We start from the raw sequence: 17,282 nt of genomic DNA, 5'->3' as shown, positions 1-17,282 counted from the left end.
TTGGTCAGCCGAAGTCGATCAGAAACCGAATACTCGCATGGCATTGCCCGAACGCACGGCGTCGCGCTGCGCGGCGGGCAGCCGCTCGGTATTGGCGAAGGACCCGCGCGTGTCGTGAACCTGGTGCGGCCAGTCGGTGCCGAACATCACCCGGTCGGCGCCGACGACCGAGATCAGGAACTCCAGCGAAGCCGGACTGTACGAGATGCAGTCGTAGTGGATGTGGCGCAGGTAGTCGATGGGCGTGCGCTGCATCTTGCGCCGCTGGGGGATCTCGACCTCGTGGCCCTTCCCGAAACGGCCGGCCAGGTAGGGCAACGCACCGCCCGCATGCGAGGCGATGATCTTGAGGTTGGGGTATTGGTCGAAGAAGCCCTCGAAGATCATGCGCGTGATGGCGAGCGTGGTGTCGAACATGAAGCCCACCGACCAGCTCAGGTCGAACTTGGTCATGTCCATCAGGTCGGCGCCCGGCGGGTCGGTGGGGTGCACCAGCACCGGCAGCGCGCGGCGGTCGATTTCGGCCCAGATGGGTGCGAAGGCCGGGTCGGTCAGGCTGCGGCCGGCGATGTTGGCCAGCACCATGACGCCGCTCGCACCGTTGTCGCAGGTGCGCTTGAGCTCGTCGAGCGCGCGCTGCGGGTATTCCCACGGCAGCGACGTGAACCAACGCAGCCGGCTCGGGTGATCGGCCTGCGCCTGCGCCAGCGAATCGTTGGATTCGCGCGCCGCTTCGCAGCTGGTTTCCTCGTCGCCCCAGAACACATTGGGGCAAGTCAGCGACATGACTGAGATATCGATGCCGGCCGCGTCCATGTGCTGGATGCGCAGATCGTAGTCGAAGTGTCCTTTCTGTGGGATGACCACGGGCGTGTCGCCACGGAATACCTCGTGCTGGCCGTCGGGGCGCTGCTGGATGTTGTAGAGGCCGCCCTTGCGCTTGAGCAGCTCCAGCCAGGGCTTTGTGAAGATGTGGGTGTGGACATCGATGACAGGCATCTAGGGGGCTCCTGTGGTGTGTGAGTGACGGATGTCTAGACACTACTGTAGTGATCTGGCATAAACGTATTGGCAGATATCTTGATACCAGGATAAGTAAATACTTATGCCCGACCGACTCACCGCCCTGGCCCTTGAAACGCTGGGCCGCATGCGCTCACGCCTGAAGGCGCGCCAGCTCAACCTGCTGGTCGCGCTGAGCGAGTACGGCTCGCTTTCCCGCGTGGCGCAGGAATGGGGGGTGACCCAGCCCTACTTGACGCAGATGCTGGCCGAGGTCGAATCCATGATGGGCACTGCTCTGTTCACGCGGCAACGCGGTGGCGTCACGCCCACGCCGGTGGGGCGCATCGCGATCTCGCGCGCATCGCGCCTGCTGGTCGACCTGCAGGACTGGGCCAACGACATGGCCGCAGCCCGCCTGGGCTTCACCGAGCGGCTCAGCATCGGCGTGATCCACTACCTGTCCGGCCAGTTGCTGTGCGACACGCTCTCGCACACGCGCGAGCAGGTCGGGCCGTTCGTGTTCTCGGTGGAGGAAGCCAGTAGCGACCGCCTGCTGGCGCTGCTTCGCGAGCACAGGCTCGAAGGCGTGGTGGCACGCGCGCGCGGCGCGGCACAGGTGCGTGACCTGCGCTGCGACATCCTGTTCCGCCAGCGCCCTGCGCTGGTGTGCCACCTCAAGACTGCCAGGCATCTGGGCAAGCGCGCGCTGGACTGGCACGAGCTCGCCACCATGGACTGGGTCCTGCCGCCCGCGGGAACGGCGCTGGGTGCCTCGGTGCTGGACCTCTTCCTGCACGTGGGCGAAGAGCCACCGGTGCCGGCCATCGAAACCCATTCGCTCAAGATCGTCGGCCGCATGATCGAGCGCAACCCGTCGATGGTGGCCATCGTGCCTGCCGACGTGGCGCACGATCTGTCCACCCGCGCGCACGTGGCCAGCGTGCCCTGCGACCTGGAGTGGCCGCTGCCGCCGGTGGCGCTTTACCGGCGCCAGGGTGCGGGTGACTCACCTACCATGGCGACTTTTGTGCGCACGCTGAAGACTCTGTGCAAGGAACGGTTCTGATGACCGCCAGTCACCTCTTCCCGACCTCCCCAATGTCCGCATCTCCCGAACCAACACCGTCCCGACAACTCTCCGACCAGCAACTGGTGCAGGAAATCTGTTCGGCTCCCAATGCGCTGGAAGCCCACCGCCGGTTCGAGAAGAACGCGGCCGCCTTGGAGGAATGGCAGATCATCTTTGCGGAGGAGAGCAACGCCGGATCCGTCAAGCTGCTGGATCGGACACTAGGCCCCGCCGGCGTTGCGACGTCTGTATTCCGCGGGAAATCGCTATGGCTGATGGACGCGCCATTTGTCTCGCAATCCGGGCCAATGGGCTTTCACGGCGGCTCGGCCATGTTCGTAGACTCCAATGCGGCCACCTATATTCGCAAGATCGCCTACCAGGACAACCCGTCTCCGGAAGCGTTGAACCGGGCTGATCTGATCAACCAGATCGGACCAAGGCTGCAACAGCTCAACCCCTATCTGTATCTGTGGGAGGCGCTCCGGTCCTGGAACGATGAGACGGTCGCCAGATGCAAAGAGTCAGTAGCCGCGATCCATGCGCTGTCGTCCTCCGGCAGCAAGCTGACTGCGGAATGGGGTCGGCGCTTCCGCGCGGAGTTCCGTGAGAGTGCAGAGAATTTTGCCACCGGCCTGATGGCGGAATTCGAACGGAACCTGAAGGCTGGGCTTTTCGCCGGCCTGGAGGACCAGCTCGATCTGATGGAGGCGATCCTGGTTCGGAGCCAGATCATCGAGCTGAGTTCCAACAAGGCCAAGGAGCACAAGCTGGCGCAGTTGGTCGAGTACATGCACGAAGAACTGTCCACAATCATGCTACGGGAGCTGATCGTCTGCGGTGACATCCTGCTGCGCAGCAACCGATCAAGGATCTCCAGGAAGCTCAATTCCATCCAGAACCATGCCGATCCCCTCGCGCTGATCAGAAACTGCGCTTGGGACATGTACATTCCTCGCGCCCTGGATGCGTTGACCTCCGTCACTCCTGACCAGGCTCCTCACGTGGACTTTTATGTGGCGGAGGTGCTCAGCTTCGACGGCGACGTATCAGACATCATCAACACCACGAAGTTGAGGGCGATCGCCGTGCATCGGCCTTCGAAGAAGAACTTCCCGTTCTTCGATAGCGATGTGGCCGAGTGGTTGGGCAACCGCCTCGGGCCGAAACGCATGGACGCGCTGTCGGACTACTTCCTGCCGGAAGCCTTCATGGATCGAGCCAGGCGCCGGCCCTCAACGTCGGTCCGGTCCATTCTGGAAGCAGACCGCGAGGAGCTGATGCAGTTGATCCGGCAAAAGAAGGGTTGAACTCGAAACCGGGCCGCCCAGACTGTTGGCAATTTGCTGCATGGCCCGGCCCCCTCGACTGCCGAAGCCGCCCCCTGCAGTAGTCGAGAGGCTGCTCAGGGTCGGAAGCGGCAGTTTGCTGGAACGCCACCAAACCGCTAAAACGACCACAAGCTGTATATACTCGCTCCACACATAGCGCACGACCTGCCGCCAAGGCAGTAGCGAAAGGTGACGGTACAAAAAGATGAAAAATACCGTATATCTCGCCTTGCCCGCGATGTTGGGAACGGGTTGACCCGCGCCAACCATGGGCCAGGCTCCTCCACGCACCCAGTTGCTGGCAACAACGGCCGGCGGCACCATGCCAGCGATCCCTACCACGCCGCGCTATGGCAGCGCGACTTCTCACTGGGACGGCTTTGTACTGGAGCGCCACCTGCTGCCCGCCGGCGCCCTGGACACCACGGTCATGCCCGTGCACTGCCTGGCCGTCCCGATCGGCCGGCATCCCGTCGCGATCCGCTGGCACGTCAACGGGCGGCGCCTGGACGGGGCGATGGCGCCAAATCAGGTCTATTTTCGCGCCGCAGGCGATGCGCTTTCCAGCGCCTGGTCAGCCCCGCTGGATGCCATCTATTTTTCCGTGCGACCCGATGCCGTTGTCCTGGCGCATGAACAGACGCACGAACGCAGCGCGCCCGAGCTGCGCTCGGACTTCGCCGGCGGCGCCGACAATGGCCTGGTGCAACTGGTGCTGGCGCTGGACGCCCATGTCCGGGGCGGCAGCGTGGGCGGAAGCCTGCTCGACCAATCCTTGCTGCTGGCCATCAGCCTGCGCGTGGGCCTCCTCTATGGCGGCGGGAGGCAGGACGCAAGCGCTCTGGCAGCCCGGCAACGGGGTCTTTTGTCCAGGCACACGCTGGCGCGGCTGGACGATTTCATCCTCGCCCACCTGTCTCAGCCGCTCACCATCGACGCGATCGCCGCAGCGGTTCATATCAGCCCCTTCCACCTGTGCCGGATGTTCCGCAAGACGCGCCAGGTCAGCCTTTGGCAATACGTGCTGAGTTGCCGCGTCGAGTATGCGCGCAAACTGATACGGCGCCACCCCGATATGTCCCTGTCCGATGTGGCGGCCGCAAGCGGGTTCGATTCCTACACACAATTCTTCGCTGCCTTCCGCAAGTTCAGCGGGGCATCGCCAAGCGATTTCCGCCGCAATGCGCATGTGCAGGCCAGGCAAGCCTGACCTGACAGCCGACGCACAAGCCTGCTCCCCAGAATTATTCGCAAGAAACCGCAAGTACGGGCGTGGCGGATCTCGTATTGTCCTTCTATCCCCCCGAATGGGGGACAAGTCAGACAGAGCAAGGCGGGCAATCAGGCCGCGCGGGGTAACCCCCCCCCGGCAGGTGCGCGGCGCAGGCGCCCAGGGGGAGCGCGATGAAAGAAGAAGTGATGCATCAGACCATACGAGGTCTGTACGAGGGCATCCTTGACGAAACCGCCTGGCAGTCCAGCCTGGCCCTGCTGCGCGATGCCAGTGAAAGCATGCACGCCGCGCTGGTGGAGTTCGACGCGCTCAGCCAGCGGTTGCGGGTCAGCGAGATCCATGCCCTGAACCAGGAACTGGTCGACGCCTACAACGACCACTACCAGGCCGAGGACCCGTCGCGGACATACACGCGCCAGATGGCGGTGGGTGACTGGTATATCGATTCGCGCGACCTGGGCCTGGCAAATATGAGCCGGCTGCCCTTTTATAGCGAGTTCATGCACGGGTTCAATCTGAGTTCCGTCATGGGCTGCCTGGTCGAGCGCAAGCCGCACCGCGAAATCTATTTGTCGCTGCAAAAGCCGCTCGGACAACAACCGTTCCACGCTGACGACGCGCGCCGGCTAGGCTGGGCCATCCCGCACCTGCGTCAGGCACTGAGCCTGCGCGAGCGCACGCTGGACGTCACCATGCTCGGTGAACTGTCTGCGCAAGTGCTGGAACGACTCCCCTTTGGCCTGATCGTCGTCGCGCCCGACGGCAAGGTGCTGCTCAGCAATGCCCGTGGCGAACACTGGGTGAGGCGGCTGTTGCCGGGCAAGCAGGGTGAGCCCGGAGCCCGGGCGTGCCATGACGACTGGTGCCTGAGCCGGCCGTTCCGGGAGATGCTGGCTGCGGCCTGCAGCCCTGAAGCGGCCATGCCGGCCCAGGCCGCGCATGCCCGTGACGATAGCGGGCACAGCGCAAGCGTCATCGTGCTGCCGCTGCCGCCGGCCCATCGCCTGGCCAGCCGATGGCAGCGCCCCGCCGCCCTGGTTGCAGTCCGCGAGGTCGGCGCTGCTCCGCCCCAGCCCCTGCTGGCGGGCGTGCTACGCGAACTGTATGGCCTCACCGCATCCGAGGTTCGACTGGCGACCGTGCTCACCGCGGGCATCGGGCTGCCCGAAGCCTGCGCGCGGCTCGGAATCCGCCACGAGACTGCCCGCAGCCAGCTCAAGGCGATCTTCAACAAGACCGAGACCGGCAGCCAGGCCAGCCTCGCTCACCTGCTGAGCGAACTTGGTGCGTGCATGGGCCCTGGCTGATGACGGTCCGTTGCCGCTTTCGAGGGCCACGGACATTTCGAATACCAGGGAGCAATATTCACGTCTACACCGGGCCAGCGCATCCGACCCGCCTGCTATCTCCGATCCCCGTGCCGTCTCACCGGGCCGCCGCCCGTAGTGCCGCCATGAACTGCAGCATGGCCTCCGACGGCAGCTCATTCTTGCGGGTGACAATGCCGTAGCTCGACATGGCGCGCCGGATCGGCACCGGCACGTGCGCCAGCATGCCTTCCGCGACGAAGCGCTCGACCACGGCGCGCGGCTGCAGCGAAAGCATATCCGTCGCCTGCAGCAGTTCCAGGGTGGAAAAGATTGACGGTGTTTCCACCATGCCGACCAGGCCCTGGATGCCTGCCGCCGCAATGGTTTCATCGAACAGTTGCCGGATGGCGGTGAGCTGCGGGTAAAGGATCCACGGCCATGCGCCGATGTCGGCAATTTCCAGCGTGGGCCTGTCCAGCAGGGGATGTCCCGGCCGGCAGACGACCCATACCGGCTCTGGCGACAGTGCCTCGAAATCGAAGATCGCCTGGTGCCGTGGCTCGGTCAGACGCCCGACCATGATATCCAGCTTCCGGTCCTCCAGCCAGACGGCGAGCTGGTCACTGCTCTGCTCGATCAGCTTGACGACCAGCCGCGGGCGCTGCTGCAGGATCTCGCGGATCGCCGTGGTCACCACCTGCGCGGCCGACGCCGAAATCGCGCCAACGGTGAGGTGGCCGTGCCCGCCGGCCCGTAGCGCTTCCAGCTCGCTCACAAACTTGCCGAGCTCGGCCAGCGCCGTCGACGCGTAGCGCAGCGCGAACTCGCCCAATTCGGTCGGGCGCATATCCCTTGGCAAGCGATCGAACAGCCTGGCCTGCAGGGTGTCTTCAATATCGCTCAGTATCTTCGTGGCAGCCGGCTGGGTGATATGCAATTGCTCGGCCGCGATGCGCAGGTTGCGGCTGCGTCCCAGCACATCCAACAGCTGCAGGTGCCGGAAGCGCAGCTTGGCGAGCACGGCGGAAGGGGCGGAAGCAGTCTGTCTGGCCATGAAGGGGGTAAACCCGGCTGAATCAATAACTAAACGGAATCGATTCTACCCAATAATCGATTGGATGTTTATGGGACTGCCACGTAGAGTTCCACCCGACGCCGCGGTGGTCGCGGCGCTCATGACAACAACATCAGGTGGAGACAATCGATGGCATTGCCGCTCACGCTCAGCGCAACGCAAACGCTTCCTGCCGACGGGCTGGCGGGGACGCTGGTCGGCCGCGCATGGATCCCGGCCAGTGACGGCGCTCCGGCCGGCCCGGCTGTCGTGGTCCTGCGGCCGGATGGGGTATTCGACATATCGGATGTCGCTCCGACCATGAGCACCCTGCTCGAACAGGGCGATCCGGTGACGGTCGTGCACAATACGCCCGGCCGCTGGATCGGCAAGCTCGACGACCTGCTGGCCAACACGGCCGATCCGCGCGGCAGCGACAGCGTGGCCCGCCTGCTGGCGCCATGCGACCTGCAGGTGATCAAGGCGGCAGGCGTGACCTTTGCCGGCAGCCTGGTCGAGCGTGTCATCGAAGAGCAGACCAAGGGCGACCCGCAAGGCGCCGCCGAGGTCCGCAACCGGATCCAGGCGTTGGTGGGCGAGCGCCTGTCCCGGATCCGGCCGGGTTCCCGCGAGGCGGGCGAACTCAAGGCCTTGCTGATCGAGCATGGCATGTGGTCGCAATACCTTGAGGTGGGCATCGGCCCGGACGCCGAGATCTTCACCAAGGCACCGCTGCTTTCGGCGCTTGGCACCGGTACGGAAATCGGCCTGCATCCCGGCTCGGCATGGAACAATCCGGAACCCGAGATCGTGCTGGCCATCAACAGCCGCGGTGATGTGCTCGGCGCCACGCTGGGCAATGACGTCAACCTGCGCGACTTCGAGGGCCGCAGTGCGCTGCTGCTGGGCAAGGCCAAGGACAATAACGGCTCCTGCGCGATCGGCCCGTTCCTGCGCCTGTTCGACCAGAGCCTCTCGCTCGACGACGTGCGGCGGGCGACGGTGGATCTGCGCGTCGATGGCCTGGATGGCTTCGTGTTGTCCGGCACCAGCTCGATGGACCAGATCACGCGCGACCCGCTGGAGCTGGCCGAGCAGGCAATGGGGGCGACCCACCAGTATCCCGATGGCGCCATGCTGTTCCTCGGTACGCTGTTCGCGCCGGTGGAAGACCGCGACACCGCGGGCGGCGGCTTCACCCACAAGGATGGCGATCTTGTCACCATCTCCAGCCGCCAGCTCGGCAGCCTGGTCAACCGCGTGGGCCGCAGCGACCGTATCGCTCCGTGGACGTTCGGCGTACGCGCCCTGATGGCCAACCTGGCCGCACGTGGCCACACCACTTTCTGAACGGCGATTTCTGAACGGGCGCCACGGACCCCGCCCTGAACACCGCAGCTACCCTCGCGCAAGCAAAAGACGGGGATGCCGCAATCCATGACATGAGGCCCGCGCCACGCGGCTTCGTACCGGAGACAACCCATGCAGACTCAAGCTGCCAACCGAGATCCGCTCGCAAGCGCGGTAAGCAAGGCCCGCCTGCGCCTCGCACCTTTCCTTGCACTGATGTTCGCGCTGTCGATGCTCGACCGCTCCAACGTCGGCTTCGTCAAGCAAGCCCTGATGGTCGATTCCAATATCGGCAACGCGGCCTATGCGCTTGGCGCCGGCATCTTCTTCATCGGCTATGCCGTCTTCGAAATCCCCAGCAACCTGATCCTGCACCGGGTCGGCGCCAGGGTCTGGCTCAGCCGCATCATGGTCACCTGGGGGCTGGCGTCGGCCGCCATGATGTTCGCGCATGACGAGACCTCGTTCTACGTGCTGCGCTTTATCCTTGGCGTCGCCGAGGCGGGCTTCTCGCCGGGCGTGATCCTGTACTCGACCTACTGGTTCCCTGCCAGCCAGCGCGGCAAGGCGCTCGGCGTCTACTACTTCGGCTTGCCGGTGGCACTGGTGCTGGGCGGGCCGGTCTCGGGGCTGCTGCTCGATGTGATGGGTGGCCAGCTGGGCCTGCGCAACTGGCAATGGATGTTCATCATCGAAGGCCTGGCGGCGTCCGTGGTGGGCGTGATCGCCTTCTTCTACCTGGTCAGCAAGCCGCGCGATGCCAAGTGGCTGAACGCCGACGAGAAGACTGCGCTCGAAGCCGCTATCGCCGCGGAAGACAACCAGAAGACCGCGCATGGCCCGGCAACCGCACTGAGCGCGCTGGGCAACTGGCAAGTGCTGCGTTTCGTCGCCATCTACTTCGCCATCCAGGTCAGCGTCTACGGCGTCATCTTCTACCTGCCGACGCGTATTTCCGAGCTGACCGGCACAGCGATCGGTGCCAAGGTCGGCCTGCTCACCGCGATTCCGTGGCTGTGCGCGCTGGTTTCCCTGCGCCTGATCACCGGCATCGCGGATGCCAGGGGCAAGCAACGGGAATTCGCCATGGCCATGCTCGCCATGGCGGCCACCGGCATCGCACTGTCGACGCTGGGGCACGAACTGGTGCCCGTGCTGATGGCGTTCTGCCTGGCTACCGTCGGCTTTGTCGTGGTCCAGCCGCTGTTCTGGACGCTGCCCACCGCGTACCTGAGTGGCACCGCCGCGGCCAGCGGCATCGCCCTGATCGGTGCGCTGGGCAATCTCGGTGGCTTTATCGCGCCGACGCTGAAGACCGCGGTTGAATCCGCATTCCATAGCCAGCAAGCGGGCATGCTGGCCCTGGCCATCGCGGGCGTGGTCGGTGTGCTGCTGCTGATGAGCATCGGCGCACGGGCCCGCCGCACCGCGACATTGCGGCTTGGCTCCTCCGAGGCGGCCTGACTGTGTCCCGTATTCCCTGCACCAAAACACCCTGACATGACCATCCTCGGACTTCACTACATCGGCGGCGAACGCCGTGCTGCCGGCACCCCGCTGTTCAGCATCGACGCCGTGACCGGCGAGCGGCACCCGGTCAGCTTCCAGGAAGCCACCGAAGCCGAAGTTACAGCAGCCGCGCTGGCCGCGCACCAGGCCTTCCCCGCATTGCGCGCCACCAGCCCGGCCGAACGCGCCGCGCTGCTGGAGACCATTGCCGATGAAATCGATGCGCTGGACCAGGCGTTCATCGCGGCGGCCAGCCGCGAGACCGCCCTGCCGCCGGCGCGGCTGGAAGGCGAGCGCAAGCGCACCAGCAATCAACTGCGCATGTTCGCGGCCACGGTACGGCGCGGCGACTTCCTCGATGTCCGCATCGACCGCGCGCAGCCTGCGCGCCAGCCGCTGCCGCGACCCGACCTGCGGCAGTACCGCGTCGGCGTGGGTCCGGTGGCGGTCTTCGGCGCAGGCAATTTCCCGCTCGCATTCTCGGTGGCCGGCGGCGACACGGCTTCGGCGCTGGCAGCAGGCTGCCCGGTGGTGGTGAAGGCGCATCCGGGCCACATGGTCACGTCTGAATACGTTGCCAATGCGATCGAACGCGCGATCGCGCGCTGCGGTGCGCAGGCGGGCGTCTTCAACATGGTGTTCGGCACCGCAGCCGCCGGGGCGGCACTGGTACGGACGCCGCACATCAAGGCAGTAGGCTTTACCGGATCACTGGCTGCGGGCCGGGCTTTGTTCGATCTGGCGCACTCGAGGCCGGATCCGATTCCGGTGTTTGCGGAGATGTCGAGCGTGAACCCGGTGATCCTGATGCCCTCGGCACTGTCCGCGCGCGGCGCGCAGATTGCGCGCGAACTGGCGGCCTCGGTCACCTTCGGCTGCGGCCAGCTCTGCACCAACCCGGGGGTGGTGCTTGGCATCCGCTCACCGGCATTCGATGCGTTCGTCGCCGAACTTGGCACGGCACTGGCGCTGGCCGAACCGCAGCCCATGCTGGGCGCCGACATCCGGGAGAATTTCCAGCGCGGGCTGGCCGGCTTGCGCGAAGTCCCCGGCGTGGAAGTCCTGGTGTCAAAGCAAGCTGACGGCCGCATTGGCGGACATCTGCTGAAGGCAGATCGCAGCGTGCTGTTTGCGGAAAATCGTCCGCTGGAGGAGGAGGTATTCGGCCCGTCGACGGTGATCGTCGCGCTGGATTCCGAAAATGACTTCCTGGCCTTTGCCGAACGGATGCGCGGCCAGCTTACGGCCACGCTGATGGCCGACGACGGTGACCTCCATCACCACGCCGCGCTGATCGAGCTATTGGAAAGCAAGGTCGGCCGTTTGCTCTTCAACGGTTATCCGACCGGCGTGGAGGTCAGCGACGCCATCGTCCACGGTGGCCCCTACCCGGCTACCACCGATGCGCGCGGCACCTCCGTCGGCAGCGCTGCCATCGAGCGCTTCCTGCGCCCGGTGTGCTACCAGAACTATCCCGATTCCGTGCTCCCACCGGCCTTGCGCGACCGTAACCCGTGGCAGCTGCCGCGCCTGGTCGACGGCGTGCCGACACGCGCCGCGCTGCAAGGCGCGCACGATCTGGAGGCCGCAGCATGAGCGTCGTCCTGGAACAGGAAGCAGCAACCGCCGCCGAACCCGTCATACGGCTGCATCCGGATGACGATGTCGTCATCGCGCGTGCGCAACTGGTGGCAGGCGCGCGCCTCGGCGCAGGCCTGGTGGTACGCGGCCTGGTGCCCGCAGGGCACAAGCTGGCAGTGCGCGCACTCGAGGCTGGCGCGCCAGTGCGCCGCTACGGACAGGTCATCGGCTTCACCACTCGCCCGGTCGCGCCTGGCGAGCACGTCCACACCCACAACCTGGCCATCGGCGAGTTCGAGCGCGACTACGCGTTTGGCACCGGTAAGCGCCCTGCCCCGGTCGCGGCGCAGCGCGCGCAATTCATGGGCATCGTTCGCGCCGATGGGCGAGTCGGCTCGCGCAACTACATCGGCATCCTTACCTCCGTCAATTGCTCGGCCACCGCGGCACGCGCCATCGCCGAGCATTTCCGGCGCGAGCTCAATCCGCATGCGCTGGCAGACTACCCGAACGTGGATGGCGTAGTGGCCCTGACGCACGGGCAAGGCTGCGCGGTGGATGGCGAAGGCGAAGGCCTGGCGCTGCTGCGGCTCACGTTGTCGGGCTATGCGCGCCACCCCAACTTTGCAGCCGTGCTGATCGTCGGGCTGGGCTGCGAAACCAACCAGATCGACGGCCTGCTCGACAGCGAGGGACTGGCGCGCGGCGCCGCGCTGAAAACCATGACCATCCAGGCCACCGGCGGCACGGCCCGTACGGTGGCGGCAGGCATCGAGCAGATCAAGGCGATGCTGACCGACGCCAACCGGGTGCGACGCGAGCCCGTCGATGCCAGCCACCTGGTGGTCGGACTGCAATGCGGCGGCTCCGACGGCTATTCCGGCATCAGCGCCAATCCCGCGCTTGGCGCAGCCGTCGACCGGCTGGTGGCGCACGGGGGTACCGCCATCCTGTCGGAGACGCCGGAGATCTATGGCGCCGAGCATTTGCTGACGCGCCGTGCCGTCTCGCCGGAAGTCGGGCACAAGCTGCTCGACCGGATCCGCTGGTGGGAAGCCTACTGCACGCGCATGAACGCCAGCCTGGACAACAACCCGTCCGCCGGCAACAAGGCGGGCGGGCTCACCACCATCCTGGAGAAATCGCTCGGTGCCGTGGCAAAGGGCGGCACCACCAACCTGGTCGACGTATACCGCTACGCAGAGCCGGTGGAGGCGGCTGGCCTGGTCTTCATGGACACCCCTGGCTACGATCCGGTCTCGGCGACCGGGCAGGTGGCCGGCGGCGCCAACCTGATCTGCTTTACCACCGGGCGCGGCTCCGCCTATGGCTGTGCACCGTCCCCGTCCCTGAAGCTCGGCACCAATACTGCCTTGTGGCAGCGCCAGCAGGAGGATATCGACATCAACTGCGGCACCGTGATCGATGGCTCGCAGACGATCGACGAGCTTGGGGAAGAGATCTTCCGCCTGATGCTGGCGACGGCTTCGGGACAGCGGTCAAAGAGCGAACTGCACGGTTACGGCCAGAACGAGTTCGTTCCCTGGCAGCTTGGCGCGATCACCTGACGGGGCGTCGCTCGCAGAATTAGCGCTTCTCAGCAGCAGCTGCGCGCGGGGAATCAGTCGGGGGCGACCGCCACACGTACCTGCTTCAATGCCTGGAACGGTTCCAACTGCTCGGCCGTGGCCGCCGCATCGGTAATCAACGTCCATGCGCGGTCGAGCGGCGTCCAGTGCTGCTGCTGTGCCCGGCCCAGCTTGGTAGCGTCGGCCAGCACAAAGATATCGGCCGCCTGGCGGACGATGCACTCCTTCAGGTAGGCCTGCTCCGCGCTGGCTTCGCACAGCCCCACGCCTGCAACCACGCCGTCCGCGCCAAGGAACGCCTTGTCGACGCTGATGCGCGACAGCGTTACCTGGGCCAGCGGACCGAAGGTGCCCATGCTGGAGGGGCGCACGTCGCCGCCGATCAGCGTCACGCGGATGCCGGGCAGGCCGGTGAGCGCGGTGACGGCCAGCAGGTTGGTGGTATAGACATGGAGGTCCTCGCGCGCCCCCAGCTGCCGAGCCAGCGCGGCGGCCGTGGTGCCGCTATCGAGCAGCACGGCGTCGCCGTCCTGCACGAAGCTCGCCGCCAGGCGGGCAATGGCTTCCTTCTGCTCACGCTGCAGCGACTTGCGCTCCTCAAGCGAAGCCTCGGGCTCGTGGCCGCCCACCTGCATCAGCGCGGCGGCGCCGCCATAGGTCCGCACAATGCGACCCTCGCGAGCCAACGCGGTCAGATCGCGGCGCACCGTGGCCACGGATACCCCGAGGCTGCCGGTCAACTGTTCGACATTGGCGACCTCGCCCGAGAGCACGAGTTCGAGAATGGCGCGGCGGCGGTCGGCGGCTTTCATGGCAGGCGAAATGAAAATGGGGGATCCTCAACGATCCCCGATCTTACAGGAGCCGGCAGCCCCGGCGTACGCCGATGGCTCAGGCGCGGCGCGTGGCCAGCTCAGCGCCCTGGCGCAGCGCCTCCAGCAGGCTGCGTTCGTCGGCGATCCCCTTGCCGGCGATGTCGAAGGCGGTGCCGTGATCAACCGACGTGCGGATGACCGGCAGGCCCACCGTGATGTTGACGCCGGCCTCCAGGCCGAGCACCTTGACCGGCCCGTGGCCCTGGTCGTGGTACATCGCCACCACCAGATCGAAGTCGCCGCGGCCGGCGCGATAGAACAGCGTGTCGGCGGGCAGCGGACCTTCCACGTCCCGGCCGCGCGCGCGCAAGGCCTCGACCGCCGGGATGATTTTTTCCTCCTCCTCGCCGTGGCCGAACAGGCCGTTCTCGCCGGCGTGCGGATTGATGCCGCACACGCCGATACGCGGCGCTGCAATGCCAGCGCGCTGCAGCGTCTGATGGCCGCGCTCAATGGTGCGCTGGACCAGCCCCGGCTCGATCTTGCGGATGGCGTCGAGCAGGCCGATGTGCGTGGTGACGTGGATCACGCGCAGCTTCGGCGCCACCAGCATCATCGACACCTCCGGGGTGCCGGTCAGGTACGCCAGCATTTCCGTGTGGCCGGGAAACTTGTGACCCCCCGCGTGCAGGGCTTCCTTGTTCAGCGGCGCTGTGCAGATCGCATCGATCTTCTCGTCGCGGGTGAGCGCCACCGCGCGCTCGATGTAGCGGAAGGCGGCATCACCGGCGACGGCGGACAGCTTGCCGAAGGGCAGGCCTTCCGGGATCAGGCCCAGGTCGATGCAGTCGATGGTGCCGGACTGGAAGCGCGCTTCCTCCGGGGCCTGGATGGCGCGCAGCTTGAGCGGGGAGCCGACGAGCCGGCCGGCCACTTCCAGCCGGCGCGCGTCGCCGATGACGAGCGGGCGGCATTGCGCACGAACGCTGTCATGCGCGAGGCTCTTGACGATGACTTCGGGGCCGATGCCTGTGGCATCGCCCATGGTGATACCGATGACGGGGAGGTAGTCGCTCATTGATGTGTCTCTTGTCGAGTGTGGCGCGGCGCGCCGTCAGGCTGACGGCGCGCGGGATTCAGTCATAGCCTGCCAGGCATGCCACAGGGCGGCCTCGGAGCCGAATGCGCCGGCCTTGGTAGCAACGCGGCGCGCGGGCACGCCGGGCAGCGCAGGGGTGTCGGACAAGGGCACACCGGGCTCGACTTCGCGCCGCAGCATCAGGGCGCCGATGCCGGCCGCCGAGAGCATGGCCCGGGCCGTCTCGCCGCCGGTGGCGATCAGGCCGCGCGTATGCTGGAAGCCGGGCAGGGACAATTGCGCCAGCGCGGCGCTCAGGCGCGGCCCTTCGCCCGGGTCGAACGCGTCGTCGCGACCAATGCTGACCAGCAGGTCGCGGCCAGCCCGCAGGCATCCGGTGATCGATTGCTGCGCGGCGTCCCAGTCAGCGTGGCCCGCGCCTTCACGCAAGATCCGCGGCGGAACCACCAGCGACTGCATCCCGGTGCGTTCGCGCAGGCAAGCGGCCTGTCGCCCGGAGATGCCCGAGAGGCTGCCGACCAGCGTCAAGACCGGGCCGCCCTCAGGGGCAGGCAGCGGCTGCGGCGCACCGCCCTCGAACAGGCATGGTGCAGCCAGCGCACGAGCCAGGCCGCCCGAGCCGACCCAGAATGCGGGGACGTCGAGCTGCGCCGTGGCCGCGGCGAGCGCCGCCAGGTCTTGCTCCGTCTGCGCATCGCAGACTACCGCCCGCACACCTTCGCGCGCCAGTCCGGCGATGGTTAGCCGCAGGGTCGCGTCACCCGCACGCACCGTGTCCAGCGGCAACAGGGTCGCCCGCAGCCCCCGCGCGGCCAGCAGCGCGACAAGGTCGGCACGTCCGGTAAGCGCTTCCAGGCGCCAGATGTCGGAGTCTTCCAGCGGCTGGCCGTTCACGAACATGCAGCCGCCGGCCGTGGTGCGGCCAGTGGCCGGAAAGGCCGGCGCGACGATGGCAAGGCCGGCCAGCGGCGCCAGCGCCGCGGTTTCGGCAGCCCAGTTGCCTCGCAATGTGGAATCGATCTTCTTGTACAGCCGCCGGCTGGCGCCCTGGCCGCGATGCCAGGCTTCGAGATTGCGCGCCGCCGCCTCCTGGGGCGCCATGCGGCGGCTGTCGACGTCGCAAGCCACTACGTCGGCCTGCGACAGGTCCGCGCCCGCAGGCGCCGCCTCCAGCGTTACAACGGTCCGGGCGCCAGACATGGCGTAGCCGATCGCGCAGTCGGCCGCGCCTGGCAGGTCGTCGGCGATGATAAGCCAGCTCATGCGGCGGTCCTCACCAACGCCTCGGCCTCCTTGCCCGCCACGCGGCGGGCAATCCAGGCGGTCACCAATGGCGTCAGTACGGCGGTGACCACCACGCAGGCGGCCACCAGGATCGTGGCGCTCTTGGCCGATTCTGCGTAGACCGGATTAGCCGCCGCTACCAGCGTCGGCACGGCGGCGGCATTGCCGGCGGTGCTGGCGGCTGCGACACCTGCCACACCCGTGCCGCCGGTGAGGCGGTCAGCGAAGTACAGCGCGCAGCCGGTGACGGCCACCACGGCAACACCAAGGCCGAGGCCCAGCATGCCCGCCTGCCAGACCTTGTGCAGGTCCAGGCCTGCGCCCAGCGCCAGTGCGAAAAAGGGAATCATGACCGGCACGGCCTTACCCAGGAAATCGCGCATCTCCCGATCCAGGTTGCCCAGCAACATGCCGAGCATGAGCGGAAGAATGCTGCCGACCATCGTCGGCCATGGGAACGCGGACAAACCCGCCACGCCCAGCGTCACCATCGTCAGGAACGGGCCGGACTCGAGCGACATGATGCTGTAGGCGCCCACGTCTTCAGGCTTGCCGTACTGGCCCATCAGCGCCATGTACAGGCCGCCGTTGGTGTCGTTCATCGCGGCCACCACGGCAAGCGTCGACAAGCCGGCAAACATCCCGGCACTGATCGGCGCCTCGCCCAGGAAGTGCCCCATGATCACGCCCAACACCATTGCCGTGCCGACCTTGGTGCCGAACAACACGCCGCCCTTCTTGAGAATGTAAGGCGTGGCTTTGATGTTGATGCTTGCCCCCATGCAGACATAGAACACCGCGAGGATGGGCAGGGCACCGGTAAAAAGCGCGCCGGTAAACGATCCAAAAAACTTCGGCCCATCCGGCGCGAACGTGGCAACGAGCGAACCGATCAGCAGCGGCACGATCATCATGCCGCCGGGCACGCGCTCGATGGCGCGTTTGATAGAAATCTGCATGGTTGTCTCCTGCCGCTGAGGATGCGGCCTTGTATGTTTCGAGCAAACATTTGATCGAATCGATCAAATGTCATCAGAGTGTAGTGCAGCTGA

General features: G+C 66.4%; 14 protein-coding genes. 8 read left to right on the top strand and 6 right to left on the bottom strand.

Features of this window, described 5'->3' with window-relative positions; translation table 11 throughout:
• Positions 1-18 precede the first annotated feature (18 nt).
• The gene (locus AC3WRR_RS17670; RefSeq protein WP_011616498.1) at positions 19-999 is read right to left on the bottom strand and encodes an amidohydrolase family protein; all 981 of its coding nucleotides are present in this window, start codon (positions 997-999) and stop codon (positions 19-21) included.
• 106 nt (positions 1,000-1,105) lie between these two features.
• On the opposite strand from AC3WRR_RS17670, the gene AC3WRR_RS17665 reads away from it, so the two are divergent.
• The 4 genes from AC3WRR_RS17665 (at position 1,106) to AC3WRR_RS17650 (ending at position 5,946) form a co-directional block, all read left to right on the top strand.
• Positions 1,106-2,071 carry a LysR family transcriptional regulator gene (locus tag AC3WRR_RS17665; RefSeq protein ID WP_010812601.1) on the top strand — a complete coding sequence of 322 codons (966 nt, stop codon included), beginning with the start codon at positions 1,106-1,108 and terminating at the stop codon, positions 2,069-2,071.
• A complete protein-coding gene (locus tag AC3WRR_RS17660) occupies positions 2,071-3,384 on the top strand; it encodes a hypothetical protein (protein WP_492297578.1) in 1,314 nt (437 codons plus the stop codon). Before AC3WRR_RS17665 ends, AC3WRR_RS17660 begins: the two co-directional genes overlap by 1 nt.
• Before the next feature lie 457 nt (positions 3,385-3,841).
• Positions 3,842-4,615 carry a helix-turn-helix transcriptional regulator gene (locus AC3WRR_RS17655; protein WP_439669649.1) on the top strand — a complete coding sequence of 258 codons (774 nt, stop codon included), beginning with the start codon at positions 3,842-3,844 and terminating at the stop codon, positions 4,613-4,615.
• Between the two features lie 194 nt (positions 4,616-4,809).
• Entirely contained in the window at positions 4,810-5,946 is a 1,137-nt protein-coding gene (locus tag AC3WRR_RS17650; protein WP_492293674.1) for a helix-turn-helix transcriptional regulator, read from the top strand.
• Positions 5,947-6,064: 118 nt separating this feature from the next.
• Here the strand turns inward: AC3WRR_RS17650 and AC3WRR_RS17645 are convergent, their stop codons facing one another.
• Positions 6,065-7,003 carry a LysR substrate-binding domain-containing protein gene (locus AC3WRR_RS17645; RefSeq protein WP_011616493.1) on the bottom strand — a complete coding sequence of 313 codons (939 nt, stop codon included), beginning with the start codon at positions 7,001-7,003 and terminating at the stop codon, positions 6,065-6,067.
• 150 nt (positions 7,004-7,153) lie between these two features.
• Between AC3WRR_RS17645 and AC3WRR_RS17640 the strand changes: the two genes are divergently transcribed.
• The 4 genes from AC3WRR_RS17640 to AC3WRR_RS17625 all read left to right on the top strand — a co-directional run bounded on the left by AC3WRR_RS17640 (position 7,154) and on the right by AC3WRR_RS17625 (position 13,011).
• The gene (locus AC3WRR_RS17640) at positions 7,154-8,353 is read left to right on the top strand and encodes a fumarylacetoacetate hydrolase family protein (protein WP_492297576.1); all 1,200 of its coding nucleotides are present in this window, start codon (positions 7,154-7,156) and stop codon (positions 8,351-8,353) included.
• Between the two features lie 132 nt (positions 8,354-8,485).
• Entirely contained in the window at positions 8,486-9,817 is a 1,332-nt protein-coding gene (locus AC3WRR_RS17635; protein WP_011616491.1) for an MFS transporter, read from the top strand.
• A 36-nt stretch (positions 9,818-9,853) separates the two neighbouring features.
• The gene (locus AC3WRR_RS17630) at positions 9,854-11,458 is read left to right on the top strand and encodes an aldehyde dehydrogenase (NADP(+)) (RefSeq protein ID WP_011616490.1); all 1,605 of its coding nucleotides are present in this window, start codon (positions 9,854-9,856) and stop codon (positions 11,456-11,458) included.
• The gene (locus AC3WRR_RS17625) at positions 11,455-13,011 is read left to right on the top strand and encodes a UxaA family hydrolase (protein WP_010812609.1); all 1,557 of its coding nucleotides are present in this window, start codon (positions 11,455-11,457) and stop codon (positions 13,009-13,011) included. The genes AC3WRR_RS17630 and AC3WRR_RS17625 overlap by 4 nt, the downstream gene beginning before the upstream one ends.
• A 53-nt stretch (positions 13,012-13,064) precedes the next feature.
• Here the strand turns inward: AC3WRR_RS17625 and AC3WRR_RS17620 are convergent, their stop codons facing one another.
• The 4 genes from AC3WRR_RS17620 to AC3WRR_RS17605 all read right to left on the bottom strand — a co-directional run bounded on the left by AC3WRR_RS17620 (position 13,065) and on the right by AC3WRR_RS17605 (position 17,189).
• Complete coding sequence (locus AC3WRR_RS17620; RefSeq protein WP_010812610.1) at positions 13,065-13,844, bottom strand: DeoR/GlpR family DNA-binding transcription regulator; 780 nt, start codon at positions 13,842-13,844, stop codon at positions 13,065-13,067.
• 79 nt (positions 13,845-13,923) lie between these two features.
• A complete protein-coding gene (gene pdxA, locus AC3WRR_RS17615; RefSeq protein WP_492293678.1) occupies positions 13,924-14,925 on the bottom strand; it encodes a 4-hydroxythreonine-4-phosphate dehydrogenase PdxA in 1,002 nt (333 codons plus the stop codon).
• A 36-nt stretch (positions 14,926-14,961) separates the two neighbouring features.
• Complete coding sequence (dtnK, locus tag AC3WRR_RS17610) at positions 14,962-16,209, bottom strand: D-threonate kinase (protein WP_492297574.1); 1,248 nt, start codon at positions 16,207-16,209, stop codon at positions 14,962-14,964.
• Entirely contained in the window at positions 16,206-17,189 is a 984-nt protein-coding gene (locus AC3WRR_RS17605) for a 2-keto-3-deoxygluconate permease (RefSeq protein WP_010812613.1), read from the bottom strand. The genes dtnK and AC3WRR_RS17605 overlap by 4 nt, the downstream gene beginning before the upstream one ends.
• Positions 17,190-17,282 lie beyond the last annotated feature (93 nt).

This window comes from Cupriavidus sp. FW305-3-2-15-C-LB2, assembly GCF_058787575.1.
The sequence above is the reverse complement of the archived record's forward strand: the minus strand, read 5'-3'. Positions and strand labels throughout refer to the sequence as shown.